At 70.8% G+C, this 15326-nt stretch carries 16 protein-coding genes and 1 pseudogene; 9 read left to right on the forward strand and 8 right to left on the reverse strand.

What is annotated here, in order from left to right; translation table 11 throughout:
* From V7793_RS20350 to V7793_RS20370, 5 genes and pseudogenes are all read left to right on the forward strand, one after another.
* A pseudogene (locus tag V7793_RS20350) lies at positions 1–180 on the forward strand (hypothetical protein); the annotation flags it as partial.
* Positions 181–256: 76 nt separating this feature from the next.
* Positions 257–436, forward strand: a complete 180-nt coding sequence (locus V7793_RS20355) for a hypothetical protein (RefSeq protein ID WP_179082023.1) — start codon at positions 257–259, stop codon at positions 434–436.
* A gap of 200 nt (positions 437–636) precedes the next feature.
* Complete coding sequence (locus tag V7793_RS20360) at positions 637–1032, forward strand: BlaI/MecI/CopY family transcriptional regulator (protein ID WP_168095597.1); 396 nt, start codon at positions 637–639, stop codon at positions 1030–1032.
* 9 nt (positions 1033–1041) lie between these two features.
* The gene (locus V7793_RS20365) at positions 1042–1560 is read left to right on the forward strand and encodes an amino-acid N-acetyltransferase (RefSeq protein WP_058045638.1); all 519 of its coding nucleotides are present in this window, start codon (positions 1042–1044) and stop codon (positions 1558–1560) included.
* A 160-nt stretch (positions 1561–1720) separates the two neighbouring features.
* Complete coding sequence (locus tag V7793_RS20370) at positions 1721–2059, forward strand: histone-like nucleoid-structuring protein Lsr2 (RefSeq protein WP_058045639.1); 339 nt, start codon at positions 1721–1723, stop codon at positions 2057–2059.
* On the opposite strand, the gene V7793_RS20375 is transcribed toward V7793_RS20370, so the two are convergent.
* Positions 1990–2667 carry an SCO3374 family protein gene (locus tag V7793_RS20375; RefSeq protein ID WP_336008529.1) on the reverse strand — a complete coding sequence of 226 codons (678 nt, stop codon included), beginning with the start codon at positions 2665–2667 and terminating at the stop codon, positions 1990–1992. The two genes, V7793_RS20370 and V7793_RS20375, sit on opposite strands and share 70 nt — an antisense overlap.
* Before the next feature lie 499 nt (positions 2668–3166).
* Between V7793_RS20375 and V7793_RS20380 the strand changes: the two genes are divergently transcribed.
* A complete protein-coding gene (locus V7793_RS20380; RefSeq protein ID WP_058045641.1) occupies positions 3167–5692 on the forward strand; it encodes an ATP-dependent Clp protease ATP-binding subunit in 2526 nt (841 codons plus the stop codon).
* A gap of 89 nt (positions 5693–5781) precedes the next feature.
* Here V7793_RS20380 and V7793_RS20385 read toward each other — a convergent pair whose 3' ends face one another.
* Both V7793_RS20385 and V7793_RS20390 read right to left on the reverse strand, forming a co-directional pair.
* Positions 5782–8019, reverse strand: coding sequence for an NACHT domain-containing protein (locus tag V7793_RS20385; RefSeq protein ID WP_336008532.1), 2238 nt, complete (start codon positions 8017–8019; stop codon positions 5782–5784).
* Between the two features lie 2 nt (positions 8020–8021).
* Positions 8022–8360 (reverse strand): trypco2 family protein, encoded by a 339-nt coding sequence (locus V7793_RS20390; protein ID WP_336008534.1) that lies wholly within the window; start codon positions 8358–8360, stop codon positions 8022–8024.
* 353 nt (positions 8361–8713) lie between these two features.
* Between V7793_RS20390 and V7793_RS20395 the strand changes: the two genes are divergently transcribed.
* Both V7793_RS20395 and V7793_RS20400 read left to right on the forward strand, forming a co-directional pair.
* Positions 8714–9448, forward strand: coding sequence for a M23 family metallopeptidase (locus V7793_RS20395; protein ID WP_336008535.1), 735 nt, complete (start codon positions 8714–8716; stop codon positions 9446–9448).
* Positions 9449–9559: 111 nt separating this feature from the next.
* A complete protein-coding gene (locus V7793_RS20400; RefSeq protein ID WP_336008538.1) occupies positions 9560–10021 on the forward strand; it encodes a VOC family protein in 462 nt (153 codons plus the stop codon).
* A 72-nt stretch (positions 10022–10093) separates the two neighbouring features.
* Here V7793_RS20400 and cseC read toward each other — a convergent pair whose 3' ends face one another.
* The 5 genes from cseC to V7793_RS20425 all read right to left on the reverse strand — a co-directional run bounded on the left by cseC (position 10094) and on the right by V7793_RS20425 (position 14497).
* On the reverse strand, positions 10094–11395 hold the full coding sequence (gene cseC / locus V7793_RS20405; RefSeq protein ID WP_336008540.1) for a two-component system sensor histidine kinase CseC: 1302 nt from the start codon (positions 11393–11395) through the stop codon (positions 10094–10096).
* A gap of 45 nt (positions 11396–11440) precedes the next feature.
* Positions 11441–12148, reverse strand: coding sequence for a two-component system response regulator CseB (gene cseB / locus V7793_RS20410; protein WP_336008542.1), 708 nt, complete (start codon positions 12146–12148; stop codon positions 11441–11443).
* 7 nt (positions 12149–12155) lie between these two features.
* Positions 12156–12824, reverse strand: coding sequence for a hypothetical protein (locus V7793_RS20415; RefSeq protein ID WP_336008544.1), 669 nt, complete (start codon positions 12822–12824; stop codon positions 12156–12158).
* Positions 12812–13360: a SigE family RNA polymerase sigma factor gene (locus V7793_RS20420; RefSeq protein WP_256791771.1), complete on the reverse strand. Its 549-nt coding sequence runs from the start codon at positions 13358–13360 to the stop codon at positions 12812–12814. Before V7793_RS20420 ends, V7793_RS20415 begins: the two co-directional genes overlap by 13 nt.
* A 210-nt stretch (positions 13361–13570) precedes the next feature.
* Positions 13571–14497, reverse strand: coding sequence for an A/G-specific adenine glycosylase (locus V7793_RS20425; RefSeq protein WP_336008548.1), 927 nt, complete (start codon positions 14495–14497; stop codon positions 13571–13573).
* A 120-nt stretch (positions 14498–14617) separates the two neighbouring features.
* Here V7793_RS20425 and V7793_RS20430 point away from each other — a divergent pair.
* On the forward strand, positions 14618–15326 hold a 709-nt coding region (locus tag V7793_RS20430), incomplete at its 3' end, for a histidine kinase (protein WP_336008550.1).

The following is a 15326-nucleotide window of genomic DNA, read 5'->3' on the forward strand; positions in this document are numbered from 1 at the left end:
AAGCCCGGCCGCAAGCAGCCGGAGGAGAAGCCCCCGGGCAAGCCCGGCACGGATCCCGCCAAGCAGCCGTCCGGGCCGCGCCCGGACCGGCCCATTCCCACGCCAGGCGAGGTCTTCCCGCCCCGGCGCAAGCCCGCACCGCCCCCGGCGGGCGAGGCGCCGCACGCCCGACCCGCCTGAGCGGCCTTCCGGGGCGCGCGTAATCTGGACGGGTCGCTCAATCCGCGCAAGCCAGACCCAGAAGGAGCCGACGGCCATGGACTATGTCGCCGCGCTGGTGCCGCCCGTCGTGATGGCGATCGCCTTCACCGCCCTGGTCGTGACGATCATCAAGAGCCAGGGTGGCGCGAACAAGGGCAAGGAGGACGCCCTGGTCGACGCGGCCCTGGCCCGGGCCGAGGCCGCCCAGCAGGCCGGCAAGGGCAGCGCCGCCTGAGGCGCCTCTCCGCCCGGCGGGTTTCCCCGTCCGGCACGCACCTCCGCGCGGCGCGACGGCCGCGGGATGCGCCCCCGGCGGGCGCGGGTGCTCACGGGCGTACGGTTCGAGACCGCATTTCTCGGCCGTGCGCCCTTTTTGCCGCTCCATTGCCGCCCCGATAAAGCGTCATTCCAGACATCTCCCACTATTATTCGCGTGTGGTCAGACGCCTGGGTGATCTGGAAGACGCCGTCATGACGCGCGTGTGGGACTGGAACCGGCCGGTCACTGTTCGAGAAGTGCTGGAAGACCTTCAACAGGAACGGTCCATCGCCTACACGACGGTCATGACCGTAATGGACAACCTGTATCAGAAGGGCTGGCTGCGCAGGGAAGCGGAAGGCCGCGCCTATCGATATGAGGCGGTCTCGAACCGGGCCGCCTACTCAGCCGCACTGATGAACGAAGCGTGGTCCGTCAGCGACAACCCCGCGGCCGCTCTCGTCGCCTTCTTCGGCATGATGTCGGCCGAACAACGCGAAGCCCTGCGGGACGCCATCCGGGTCGTGCAACTCGACGGGCCCGGCGACGGCACCGGGACCCCGGGGCGATAGCGTCCGGGCATGCCCGCACTATCAAAAGTCGTCACCGTCCGCCGTGCCCGGACCAGCGATGTGCCGGCGCTGCGCCGTCTCATCAACACGTACGTTCGTGACCGCATCCTCCTCGACAAAGCCACCGTCACTCTTTACGAGGACATCCAGGAGTTCTGGGTGGCCGAGCGGGACGAGGACGGCAGTGTCATCGGCTGCGGGGCCCTGCACGTGATGTGGGAAGACCTGGCCGAGGTGCGCACTCTCGCGGTGGACCCGGACGTCAAGGGCGGCGGGGTGGGCCACGCCGTACTGGGCAAGCTGCTGCAGACGGCGCGCTGGCTCGGCGTGCGGCGCATTTTCTGCCTCACCTTCGAAGTGGACTTCTTCGCGAAGCACGGCTTCGTGGAGATCGGTGAGACACCCGTGGACGGTGATGTCTACAGCGAGCTGCTGCGTTCCTATGACGAGGGCGTCGCCGAGTTCCTGGGTCTCGAACGGGTGAAGCCGAACACCCTTGGCAACAGCCGGATGCTTCTGCATCTGTGATCGCGGTCCCTATGTCCGAATCGCGCCCCTATCACATGCCTCCGGAAGGGATGGTTCCCACGCGGAAGGCGGGCTGAACCTTCCCGGGGGGTTTGTGTTTTTCCGGGAAAGGCGGTTTGCTATTCCTCCGTAATCCCATTTTCCACTGAAAGGATTCCCCGTGGCGCAGAAGGTTCAGGTCCTTCTTGTCGATGACCTCGACGGTGGCGAGGCCGACGAGACCGTGACGTTCGCCCTGGACGGGAAGACGTACGAGATCGACCTCACCACGGCCAACGCTGACAAGCTCCGCGGTCTGCTGGAGCCGTACACCCGCAGTGGGCGCCGCACCGGCGGCCGTGCCGCGGGCGCTCGCGGCAAGGTGCGTGCCGCCGCCGCTGCCGGCAGCCCGGACACCGCGAAGATCCGCGCCTGGGCCAAGAAGAACGGCTACAGCGTCAACGACCGCGGCCGCGTGCCCGCCGACATCCGTGAGGCGTACGAGAAGGCCAACGGCTGATCATCCGCCGGCCCCTGCGAGCGTGCCCTCCGGGCGCGCAGCAACCGGGCCCGGTGGACCTCCGTGGCCGCCGCGCCCACGAGCCGTGCGAGATCGGGGGCGTCCCCCTCGCCCCCGAGGCCGGTCACCGGCAGTGACGGTTCGATCCCGCCCCCGGGGCTCCCCGGTGCGGGAGGCCGTACCCACACGGCCCTCCCGGGCTTGTCCGGCTTCCCCGGACCGAGCGTCCCGAGGCGCCCGTGGCCCGGGCCGACGGGCACCGGCGCGGCGATCCGCCCGCCCTGCCCCAGAGCGGCCAGGTCCAGGGGCACCGCGCCCCACTCCAGCCAGTCGAGCAGCTCCGGCAGCTCGTCCGCGCTGCCCGCGGCGACCAGGAACCACAGCCTCCGCGTCCGGACGTCGAGGGCGACGGGGCCGGTGCGCACCGGGCGGCTGAGCACGGCGGAGCCGGCGTCCAGGGGAAGGTCCAGGACGTCGAAGCGGAGGCCGGTCAGCAGCTCCAGGGGCGCCGCGCCGGAGGTCGGCCAGCCCAGCTCGTGCTCGTACCACCGACGCGCCTGGCACCATTGATCTGCGGGACCGCCGGGGCGCGGGAGGGCAACGGTCATGTGCGGTGCAACTGTGAAACCACCAAGAGGTTACTCTGGGTGGGTAGTTGGGCACACTCCGTATAAGGAGTGGGGGGCGCACAGGCGCTCCGGGCGGCGTGAGGGTGTTCGCCCGTAGCGGATGGACGGTGCCCGCGCCGCATGGACTGTCGATCCTTGCGGGTAAGAGGTTCCCCATGGGAAGAGGCGGTGCGACACCGCGCGGAGCGCGTCATCGAGGATGGCGGCGGGCGATGGGCGGGCGTGTCGGGCCGGGCTCGCGTTCGCCGTCGGCGTAGTGGCGGCGGGCGTATATGCCTGGCCTGCGGGAACATCGTCTCCCACCATCGGGTTGGAGGAGATGTCGGCTGTTCGGCAGCAGGTTTCCCCGCCGACGCGGGGTGATCCGGACGGATGTCGGCAGTTGGAATGAGCTGTCCCGTCCCGCGGGACTAGCATGCGGAAGGACAGGGAGGGGACCGACCCCTACTTGCCTGACCGCTCTGAGGAGCGATTAACGATGTTCGAGAGGTTCACCGACCGTGCGCGGCGGGTTGTCGTCCTGGCTCAGGAAGAAGCCCGGATGCTCAACCACAACTACATCGGCACCGAGCACATCCTCCTGGGCCTGATCCACGAGGGTGAGGGTGTCGCCGCTAAGGCCCTGGAGAGCCTCGGGATTTCGCTCGAGGCGGTCCGCCAGCAGGTGGAGGAGATCATCGGCCAGGGCCAGCAGGCCCCGTCCGGGCACATCCCCTTCACCCCCCGTGCGAAGAAGGTCCTGGAGCTCTCGCTCCGCGAGGCCCTTCAGCTCGGCCACAACTACATCGGCACCGAGCACATCCTGCTCGGCCTGATCCGCGAGGGCGAGGGCGTCGCCGCCCAGGTCCTCGTGAAGCTGGGTGCCGATCTCAACCGAGTCCGGCAGCAGGTCATCCAGCTGCTCTCCGGCTACCAGGGCAAGGAAGCCGCCACGGCCGGCGGCCCGGCCGAGGGCACCCCCTCGACCTCGCTCGTCCTGGACCAGTTCGGCCGCAACCTGACGCAGGCCGCCCGCGAATCCAAGCTCGACCCGGTCATCGGGCGCGAGAAGGAGATCGAGCGGGTCATGCAGGTGCTGTCCCGCCGTACGAAGAACAACCCGGTCCTCATCGGCGAGCCCGGCGTCGGCAAGACCGCCGTCGTCGAGGGCCTGGCCCAGGCCATCGTCAAGGGCGAGGTGCCCGAGACCCTCAAGGACAAGCACCTCTACACCCTCGACCTCGGCGCCCTGGTCGCCGGCTCCCGCTACCGCGGTGACTTCGAGGAGCGCCTGAAGAAGGTCCTCAAGGAGATCCGCACCCGCGGCGACATCATCCTGTTCATCGACGAGCTCCACACCCTGGTGGGTGCGGGCGCCGCCGAGGGCGCGATCGACGCCGCCAGCATCCTCAAGCCGATGCTGGCCCGCGGCGAGCTGCAGACCATCGGTGCCACCACGCTCGACGAGTACCGCAAGCACCTGGAGAAGGACGCCGCCCTCGAGCGCCGCTTCCAGCCCATCCAGGTCGCCGAGCCCTCGCTGCCGCACACCATCGAGATCCTCAAGGGTCTGCGCGACCGCTACGAGGCCCACCACCGCGTCTCCATCACGGACGAGGCGCTGGTCCAGGCCGCCACGCTCGCCGACCGCTACATCTCCGACCGCTTCCTGCCGGACAAGGCGATCGACCTGATCGACGAGGCCGGTTCCCGGATGCGCATCCGCCGGATGACCGCGCCGCCGGACCTCCGCGAGTTCGACGAGAAGATCGCCGACGTGCGCCGGGAGAAGGAGTCCGCGATCGACTCGCAGGACTTCGAGAAGGCCGCCTCCCTGCGCGACAAGGAGAAGCAGCTCCTCGCCGCGAAGACCAAGCGGGAGAAGGAGTGGAAGGCCGGCGACATGGACGTCGTCGCCGAGGTCGACGGCGAGCTGATCGCCGAGGTCCTCGCCACGGCCACCGGCATCCCGGTCTTCAAGCTGACGGAGGAGGAGTCCTCCCGCCTGCTGCGCATGGAGGACGAGCTGCACAAGCGCGTCATCGGCCAGAAGGACGCCATCAAGGCGCTCTCCCAGGCCATCCGGCGCACCCGTGCGGGCCTCAAGGACCCCAAGCGCCCGGGCGGATCGTTCATCTTCGCCGGCCCCTCGGGTGTCGGTAAGACCGAGCTGTCCAAGACCCTCGCCGAGTTCCTCTTCGGCGACGAGGACGCCCTGATCTCCCTCGACATGTCGGAGTTCAGCGAGAAGCACACCGTCTCGCGCCTCTTCGGCTCGCCCCCCGGCTACGTGGGCTACGAAGAGGGCGGCCAGCTGACGGAGAAGGTCCGCCGGAAGCCGTTCTCGGTGGTCCTGTTCGACGAGGTCGAGAAGGCCCACCCGGACATCTTCAACTCGCTCCTGCAGATCCTGGAGGACGGTCGCCTGACCGACTCCCAGGGCCGGGTCGTGGACTTCAAGAACACCGTCATCATCATGACGACGAACCTCGGCACCCGGGACATCTCCAAGGGCTTCAACCTGGGCTTCGCCGCCCAGGGCGACGTCAAGACCGGCTACGAGCGCATGAAGGCCAAGGTCAACGAGGAGCTCAAGCAGCACTTCCGGCCCGAGTTCCTCAACCGTGTCGACGACACGGTGGTCTTCCACCAGCTCACCGAGGAAGACATCATCCAGATCGTCGACCTCATGGTCGCCAAGGTGGACGAGCGGCTCAAGGACCGCGACATGGGCATCGAGCTCAGCTCCGAGGCCAAGTCGCTCCTGGCGAAGAAGGGCTACGACCCGATCCTGGGCGCCCGCCCGCTGCGCCGCACGATCCAGCGCGAGATCGAGGACATCCTCTCGGAGAAGATCCTCTTCGGCGAGCTGCGCCCCGGCCACATCGTGGTCGTCGGCACCGAGGGCGAGGGTGAGGAGAAGAAGTTCACCTTCCGCGGCGAGGAGAAGTCGGCCCTGCCGGACACCCCGCCGATCGAGTCGGCTGCGGGCGGGGCGGGTCCCAACCTGTCCAAGGACGCGTAAGCGCTCCTGAAGCGCGCCTCGGCGCTCCGCTCATTCCGCGACAGCGGGTCGGCCCCGGAACCTTATGGTTCCGGGGCCGACCCGCGTTTTCAGTGAAGGGCCGCCATGACGTCCCGGCCGAGGGCCTGCAGCTCCCACTGGTCGCGGGCCGGCAGAAGCCTTCTCAGGGCTTTCCACACCTGCTCGTACTGGTCGTCCTCGATGTACCGGGCATTGAGCGCGCAATGGGCTGCCAGAGCGCGCAGGGGCCACTCCGTCTCCCGGTCCAAGGCCTCGGCCGCTCTCGCCGTCAGGCCCGCGATCAGCCGGTGCTCCTCGCTGCGGCTGCAGTGGCCGACGGCCAGCCGGAGAACGTCCTGCCACTGTTCCTCGGCCGCGTGGAGCAGTAATTCGTCCAGGCAGTCGCTCTCCTGGAGCTCCTTCGCCGCCAGATAGTCCTGGAAGGTGCGGTGGATGAACTGGATCGCGTCGGGCGACTGCTCCTGGAGCAGTCCGCTGCGATTGAGCAGATACGTCAGCACGCCCTGCGGAGTGCCCTGTGCCCGTACGCGGCGCAAGCCCCGGAGCGCCGATTCGAGCTGGCGGACGGCCTGCCCGCGCGTGAGCTCGGCGCGGCCGTTCCGGACCAGCCAGACCGCGATGCGCTGCAACAGCTGACGGCCCTCGTCCGCCGTGAGTTCAATGCCTTCCGGCTGATGAATGCGGCGGTGGATATCGCGGTTCGCCAGCATCAGGTTCAGCGCGGCGCTGTAGAGGTCCCAGCGGGTCTCCGGGAGGAATCCGTTGCGCTGCCGGTGCAGGGCGCAGATGACGGCGCACAGCAGCGGTGTCCGCGCCAGATCGCGGAGTACGTCGTTGCGCCGGAATTCCCGGTCGAGCTCTTGTTCGAGGGCGTCGAGCCGTTTGCGCTGGCGTTTCGCCCAGTACTCGTCCGCGTATCTGTCGCATTCCAGCCGGGCGGCCTTGTGCCAGGCCCTGGTGAACGAGTGGATGTCCTCGTCGCCCAGGGGAAGGAGCCGTAGCTCCTCGAACCCTTCCTGTTCCAGCCAGTCGCTGCCGACGGCCAGCGGGCGCACGGTGACCAGGCAGCGGGTCCGCGGATACATCCGCAGGAGCCCGGCGAGCCACTTGCGGGCCAGCTCGCGGTCCGCCTGCGGGATCTCGTCCATCCCGTCCACCAGGAGCAGCCCGCGGCCCGCGTCCAGGACGCGTCCCGCCCAGCCGTCGGGCGGTATGTCGACCGGCAGGCGGGCGATCTTGGGGAGCTGGGACGGGGTGGGGGAGGTGATGCCCCGGGCGGTGAGGCTCCGCATGGGGACCACGAAGGGGATCAGCCCGTCGAGCTCGGCCAGCTGCGCGGGCAGGGTGCGGCACACGGCGTGGGAGGCCAGCCACCACACGAGGGTCGTCTTGCCCGCGCCCGCCTCGCCGCGCAGGACCGTCCGCGGCCGCGAGCCGAGGAGGTCCTCGATCCGCCCCGGGGGCTCTGGAGGGCCCGGCCGCCCTGCGGGCGAGGACTGGGCCTCCAGACTCAGGTAGGCCGTGTCCAGGTCCCAGTCGCCCGAGCTCAGCTCGTCCAGACCGAAGATCTCCAGCCGGCTGTACGCGGCCTTGACCGCCTTCGCGTACGCGGGCTCGTAGGCCAGGTCCTCGGGATAGGCGGAGGAGATCTCCTCGAACTCCGGCGGGTCGGGCCAGTGCTCCAGCAGGGCCTTCCGGAAGCCGGGGTCGTCGATCACGGCGGCTAGGGGCACCGACTCGATGGACGAGTGCTGCCAGCCCAGCGGATCCCCGCTCGCGATGCCGATCAGCAGGGGCCCCGCGAACACCGGCCCGCCCGACAGGCCCGCCCAGGGCGAGCCGTCCGGGGCGGGCGCCGGGGGATGGTGGTCGGCGTGCAGGACGTAGCGGCCGCGCATACGGCCGGACAAGGGCATCAGCGTGCCGGGGATCTGCGCGGCTTCCAGCTCGCCGGGCCCGTACCGCTGGACCTGCGGGAAGCCCAGGACCTGGCAGCGCGGCATGGGCTGCCAGCCGGCGCACTTGCCCCACCGCAGAGGTGGCGCGAGGGGGAGGGGCAGCACGGGCCGGCGGGCCACGAGGAGCGCCACGTCGCACGTGTCCGGGTCGCCCGACCAGGCGATGTCGCAGGGGACGGGCCCGTCGCCGTCGGGTGCGGCGGCCTCGACCGCATCATCCGCCTCGAATAAATGTGCGCTGGTCAGGATCAGCTCCGGCGTCAGCAGCACTCCACTGCCCTGCCGCCCGCCCAGCACCGCCACCAGCCGGTCCTCCACGGACGGGACCGGCGCTCTCTCCCGGTCCACCGCTACTGTCCGGAGGACCCGAACCGCGACACCCCGCCCGGCCGCTCGTTGCCCACGCGCCAGCTGCCGCCCGTGCGCGTGTCCTTCGGCGTCAGGGTGAAGGAGACCTTGTGCGTACGGGTCGAGCCGCGCGACGCCTCCGCGTCCGCGCTGACCACCCAGGCCTTCACCCCGCCCGAGCCCTTGGCGTCCTTGCGGATCTCCACGGTGAACTCCATGGCGATCTCGCCCACGTCGAAGGCCAGGTCCTGGCCCGCGCCCCGGGCCGCCGCCGAGGTCAGCCCCTCCCGCACCGCCTGGACGGCATCCGCCAGCTCTACTTCCTCGAACCCGCTGCTCATCGCTGCTCCACCCCCGGCCCCGGCGGCCGCTGCGCTGCGTGCGCGACCGCTGACGGGGAGCGTACCGCCGCGGCCGGGTCTTTGGTCCCGGAACCGGGGAGGCCGAATGTCCTTCGGCGGTGACACCCGCCATAGGGCGTGGGTCACGTACTAAGGAAATTAGCAGTGGAGCCCGCCCTCATTTCCCCGGAAAAACAAAGGGAATCCCTGCTCAGGGCGGTATGAATTACCTCCCCGTCGCTACGGCATTCGTTAGTAGGGGCCGTCCTTGGCAGCCCGGCGAAAGCGGGTTACCAAGGTATGGCGATCCCGGTCCGCAGCCGGGACCTGTTTATGCCTGGAGGTTTATCCGTATGTCGAAGCGCACCGCTTTCCGTAACCCGAGCAAGACCGTTCTCCGTACCCGCGTCGCCATCGTGGCAGCCGGCCTGGGAGCCTCGGTCGCGCTGGGTTCCGGGGTCGCGCTCGCAGCCGACACCACTGCCTCGGTGAGCGAGTACCCGGCGTTCGCGTCCCTCGCGATGCTGGACGACTCGCTGCACAAGCAGGCCGAGACGCAGCTGAAGGTGGCGGAGAAGGAGAAGCAGAACGCCGAGCAGGCCAAGCGGGACGCGGCCAAGCGCGCCGAGGACGCCCGCAAGGAGGCCGAGGCCTCCCGCAAGCGCGCCGACGCCTGGGTCGCGCCCCTGGCCGAGTACCAGGTCGGCCAGCCGTTCGGCAAGGCCGGCAAGATGTGGGCCGCCAAGCACAGCGGTCAGGACCTGGTCGTCGGCAGCGGCACGCCCGTCATGTCCGTCCACGGCGGCACCGTCGTCAAGGCCGGCCCGAACGGCGGCGGCGACGGCCCCGCGTACGGCAACGCCATCGTGATCAAGCACGACGACAACACGTACTCCCAGTACGCCCACCTCTCGCAGGTGAAGGTCTCGGTCGGCCAGAGCGTCAGCACCGGCCAGGTCATCGGCCTGTCGGGCTCCACCGGCAATTCGTCCGGCCCCCACCTGCACTTCGAGATCCGCACCACCCCGAACTACGGCAGCGCGGTCGAGCCGGTCGCCTTCCTGAAGGCCCACGGCGGGTCCCTCTGATCCGTCCGAACCATCGGATCCACCCGGAGCCGGTGCACCGCGACACGCGGTGCACCGGCTCCTGCTTTTACGGTGGTAATGCAGCGCAAAAGCCGGTGATCGGAGCGCGTCATGATCAAGGGAATTGCCATCACCACCGTCTGGGTCCTCGACCAGGACCGGGCGAAGGATTTCTACACGGAGAAGCTCGGCCTTGAGGTCCGCACCGATATGACCATGGGCGGCGAGCAGGGAATGCGCTGGCTCACGGTGGGTGCCGAGGACCAGCCGGATGTCGAGCTGACGCTGATGGTCCCCGGCCCGCCCGGGCTCGACCCGGAGTCGGCGGAGGCCATGAAGAAGCTGGTGGCCAAGGGCGTGCTGGGCGCGGGGGTGCTGAGCACCGACGACATCCACCGCGACTACGAGACGCTCAAGGCCAAGGGCGTGGATTTCCTGCAGGAGCCCCGGGAGCGGCCGTACGGCACGGAGGCGATCCTGCGCGACGACTCCGGCAACTGGTTCTCGCTGACGCAGCGCAACCAGCAGCTGGACCTCGACAAGGCCTGGGGCGAGTGCGTCGACCCGATGTGACGCCTGCGATGCCCGCGAGGCTGCCCGGCGGGCGCGCCGGGAACGTCGGGCGCACTGGGAACGCCCGGCGCGCTAGTCCGGCACCTGGATGATCGGGAACGTCCCCGTGCTCGTCGGCGCCGACTCCGGCAGCCACAGCACCGCGATGGCCCCCGTGCCGCCCTCGACCTCCGGGTCGGCGTTGCGGAAGGACAGGCGGGCGCCCAGCACCCGGGCCTGTCCGGCGGCGATGGTCAGGCCCAGGCCGTGGCCCTTGCCCGCGCGGTCCTTGCTGCCGGTGCGGAACCGGCTCGGCCCGTCCTGGAGCAGCTCCTCGGGGAAGCCGGGCCCGTGGTCGCGCACGCGCAGGACGCGCCCCTCGACGGTGACGTCGAACGGGGCCTTGCCGTGCTTGGCGGCATTGGCCAGGAGGTTGCCGATGATGCGCTCCAGGCGGCGCGGGTCGGTGGAGACGTAGGCGTCCCGGGCGACCCGTACGCGGGCCTCGGGCTCGAACGCGCGGACCCGGCGCTCGACGAACTCGCCCAGCAGGATCTCCTGCATCTCGGCGCGCTCGGCGAAGCCGTCCAGCCGGGCGACCTCCAGCACGTCCTCGACGAGCGTGCGCATGGCCTGGGCGCGGTCGCGGACGAGTTCGGTGGGCCGGCCCGGCGGCAGCAGCTCGGCGGCGGTGAGCAGGCCGGTGACGGGGGTGCGCAGCTCGTGGGCGATGTCGGCGGTGACGCGCCGCTCGGCCTCGAGGCGGCGCTGGAGGGCCTCGGCCATGCCGTCGACGGCGCGGGCCAGGTCGTCGGTCTCGTCGCGGACGCGGCCGCCGATGGCCTCGCGCACGCGCACCTCGGAGTCGCCGTCGGCGAGCTTGCGGGCGGCCGTCGCGGCCTTGCGCAGCCGGCGGGAGAGCTGGTCGCCGATGAGGATGCCGAGCGCGCAGCCGCCGAGGACGACGGAGACCGAGCCGATGATCAGCGCCTTGTCGAGCGCGTCGATGATGGAGAACCGGTCCTTGAACCGGGTGTGGATCGAGAGGATCTTGCCATTGCGGACCGGCACCGAGGCCCAGACCTCGGGCGACCCCTTGCCGCCGGAGTCCTGCAGGAACGTGGCGCGCTGACCGATGGCGGCGGCGTCGCGCAGCGGCTTGGGCAGCGTGGGGTCGTCGAGCTTGGCGTGCAGCATCAGCCGGCCGGTGTTCTCGTAGTACCGCTGGGCGATCTGGACGCGCTCGTCCATGACGTCGCGGCTGTTGTCGAGCATCGACAGGCGGGCGGCGTTGTGCACGACGAGGCTGAGCGCCACCGCGACCAGCGCGCTGACGCCCGCGATGGCGAGGCTGACCTTCCAGCGCAGACCGGAGCGGAGGGCGAGCCTCACCACGATCCGGTCCCTGCCGGGCGGATCACCATGGGGTGGTCACCCTCGTCACCCTCTGAGCTTGTAGCCGAAGCCGCGGACCGTCTCGATCCGGTCCTGGCCGATCTTGCCGCGCAGCCGTTGCACATGGACGTCGACGACCCGGGTGTCGCCGCCCCAGCCGTAGTCCCACACCCGCTCCAGCAGCCGGTCGCGGGAGAGCACCGTGCCGGGCGCGGCGGAGAACTCCAGCAGCAGCCGCATCTCGGTCGGGGTCAGCGCGACGGGCACGCCGCCCTTGCGGACCTCCATGCCGTCCGTGTCGACCTCCAGGTCGCCGAAGCGCAGCACGCCGCACTCCAGCTCCTCGGGGGTGTCGGCCCCGGCGGCGCCGTTCGGCCCGCTGGCGTGCCCGAAACGGCGCAGCACGGCCCGTATGCGGGCGACGAGCACGGCGCCGTCGAACGGCTTGGTGACGTAGTCGTCGGCGCCGGCCTCCAGGCCCAGGACGACGTCGATGGAGTCCGCGCGCGCCGACAGCATGATCACGGGAACGGTCGACTCGTCACGGATCCGGCGGCAGAGGCTGACCCCGTCCAGGCCGGGGACCATGACGTCGAGCAGCGCGATGTCGGGCTTGCGGGCGCGGAACTTCTCCAGCCCCAGCAGCCCGTCCGGCACCGCGGTCACCTCGAAGCCGTCGCGCTCCAGTGCCAGCTGGGTCGCCTCACGGATGACGTCGTCGTCCTCCACGAAGAGCACATGCGTATCGGCCACGCTGTCCTCAGCCCTCCGTCCCCACGCTGGGGAGATCGCCCTTGTCGGTGTTGCCGACCTTGCTGTAGTCGGTGTGCGTGCGACCGGTCTCCCGGAACTCCGTACCCGACCAGTGGTACGTCATGACATCTTCGCCCGAGGCGCAGCAGACCGCGTCACCGGGGCCGTAGACCTGCTTGGTGACGCGGAGGTCGCGGCGGTCGATCTCGGAGTAGACGGGCGCCTGCTCGATCATGAACACGTTCTCGTAGGAGCCGTCGCTCTTCGCACGGTACACATACGAGCCCACGCCCACGGAATCGCCGCACGTGAGGATGTTGACGATGATGTCGTCACGGCTGCCGTCGGTCAGCTTCCCGTAGATCACGTCCAGCGGGTACTGGTTCTTCACGCACGGCTTCAGGTCCTTCTTGACCTGGCTGCCGATCTTCGGATCGTTTTTGATCAGCTTTACGGCGTCGATCTTCTCGTGCGGCCGGTCCGCCGTCGCCGAGGCCGAGGGCATGCGGGTCGGCTTCGCCGCGGACTGCGTCTGTGCGGTGCCTTCCTTGCGGACGCCCTCGCTGCCCGCATCGCACCCGGCAAGCAGAAGACCGGCGGCCGCGGCCAGGGCTGTGACCGTGCCGCCGGTGATCAGTACCGGCCTGGGGGGAGCCGCCTTTTTCAGGCCGCGCACCGTTCCTGCCCCCGCTCGTTGCGCTCGAGGGCGTGGAAGTCCAGGTCGCGGCTCTCCAGCTCCTGGCGCAGCCGGGCCAGGGCCCGGTGCAGCGTGCTCTTGACCGTGCCGGTCGACATGCCGAGCGCCTCCGCGGTCTCCTCGGTGCTCATCTGCTCCCAGTGTCGCAGCACGACGACGCTGCGCTGCTTGGGCGCCAGGACCCCGAGGATGTCCATCAGCAGGGCGCGGTCGGCGTGCTGCTCCGTGCTGTCCTCGACGCGCGCGTCGGGGAGCTGCTCGGTGGGCACCTCGTCGAGCTTGCGGGCGCGCCACCACTCCGTACGAGTGTTGATCATGACACGGCGGAGGTAGGCGTCGGCCAGCGACTTGTCCGCTATGCCTTCCCAGCGGCCGTAGGTGCGGACCAGGGCGGTCTGGAGGAGGTCCTGGGCGTCGATGGGGTCGGGCACGAGACGGCGGGCGCTGCGCAGGAGGGCGTCCTGACGGTTGCGCACGTACTCCTCGAAGTCCAGAACCTTGCCGCTGCTGGCCATCTCGCAGCCTCCATTCCGCTTGCATTCCCCGCGTCACGCTGGTGGTCTCCCAGCACGGGTAGGACGCTACGGAGGAGCTGTTGCGACGTGATGTGCGGCAGCACTGCGGCAGGTGCACAGCTGTCCATAGGTTGTGTAACAGCGGTGCGGGAGCAGGGGCGGTAGGGCGTGAAAAGGGGGCTCTGTCCCGTTCGGGAGCCCCCTCTCCGGCTACGTCAGGGGCAGCCGGTACCGGCCGTCGGCCAGCGGCTCCACCAGGCCGTCCGCCACCAGCCCGTCCAGCGCCCGGGCCCGCTGCACCGGCTCGTCCCACACTGCGTCCAGCGCCACCTGCGGTACGGGGTCCAGCGCCTCGCGCAGCACCGCGAGGAGCTTGCCGCGCACCTGCCGGTCCGTCCCCGCGTACGTCTGGCCGCGGCGCGGCGGGCCGTCGTGCGCGGGGGATCCCGCGGCGCGCCAGGCGCACCGGTCGGCGATCGGGCAGCGCCCGCAGACCGGCGTGCGCGCCGTGCACACCAGAGCACCGAGCTCCATGGTCGCGGCGGCCCAGCGGGCGGCCACCGGCTCGCTCTCCGGCAGCAGCGCCCGGGCCAGTTTGCGCTCGGCCGCGGTGGTGGCGTTCGGCGGGTACTGCGCGCCGCTCACGGCGCGCGCGAACACCCTGCGCACGTTGGTGTCGAGGACCGCGTGCCGCTGCCCGTAGGCGAAGGAGGCCACCGCGGCCGCCGTGTACTCGCCGACGCCCGGCAGGGCCAGCAGCCTGGCGTGGTCGCGCGGCACGTCGCCGCCGTGCAGCTCCGTGATCGCCGCCGCGGCGGCGTGCAGCCGCAGCGCCCGCCGCGGATAGCCCAGCCGGCCCCAGGCGCGCACCGCCTCCCCGGGCGGCTCCGCCGCCAGGTCCGCCGGGCGCGGCCAGCGCGCGAGCCACTGCTCGTAGACGGGCAGCACCCGGCTGACCGGCGTCTGCTGCAGCATGAACTCGCTGACCATCACGCCCCAGGCGCCGGCTTCGGGGCGGCGCCAGGGCAGATCGCGGGCGTTCGCGGCGAACCAGTCGATGACCGGGCCGTGGAGCTCCCCGGGAAGGGGCTCGGAGAAGGACTCGGAACGGGTGGTGGTGCGGTCTGTGACAGTCATGGCGCTTCCGATCCTGGCACGGCCGTGCACGACGGAGAAACGCGCCGGGCCCCGTTCCCCTGACTTTCGTCTGACTTTCGTCAGGGGTGCGCGGACGGGCCGGCTTGTACCGTCGGACCGGTGAGCCGCCGCACCATCACCGCCTCGTCCAGGGCCCTGCCCGACGCCCTGCTGTGGGCGGTGCTCGCCCTGCCCGGCGCGCTCGCGGACCTGACCGGCGTGAACGCACCCCGGCCCTGGTGGCAGAGCGCGGGCGGCGCGGCCGTCCTCGCCGTGGCCGTGGCCGCCTCCCGGGCCCGCCCGGTGCTCGCCCTGACCCTCGCCGCCGCACTCGGACTCGCCGCGTCCCCCTCCCTCTTCACGCTCTCCTACGGGCCCGCGCTCTCCGTCCTCGCCTACCTGCTGGGCCGCCGCTCGGCCGCCGCCCGCCCCGCGCTGTACGCCTTCCCGGCCGTCGCGGCCGCCGGCACGCTGCTCGTCCTCGCCCGCGACGTCGACCCCGTCGTCGAATGGCTGGTTCTGACCGGCACGTTGCTCTTCGGCGCGGTCTTCCCCTGGCTGGCCGGCCGGTACCGGCGCCAGGCCCGCGAGCTCGTCGCCGCGGGCTGGAGCCGGGCGGCGCAGCTGGAGCGCGAGCAGGAGATCGTCGCGGACCGGGCCCGGCTGCGTGAACGCACCCGCATCGCCCAGGACATGCACGACTCCCTCGGCCACGAACTGAGCCTGATCGCCCTGCGCGCCGGGGCCCTGCAGGTCGCACCCGGCCTCGACGCGACGCACCGTTCGGCCGCAGCGGAGCTGCGCGAGGCCGCCGCGTCGGCGACGGACC

This window comes from Streptomyces sp. KLMMK, from assembly GCF_036961605.1.
In the GTDB taxonomy this organism is placed as follows: Bacteria; Actinomycetota; Actinomycetes; order Streptomycetales; family Streptomycetaceae; genus Streptomyces; species Streptomyces telluris.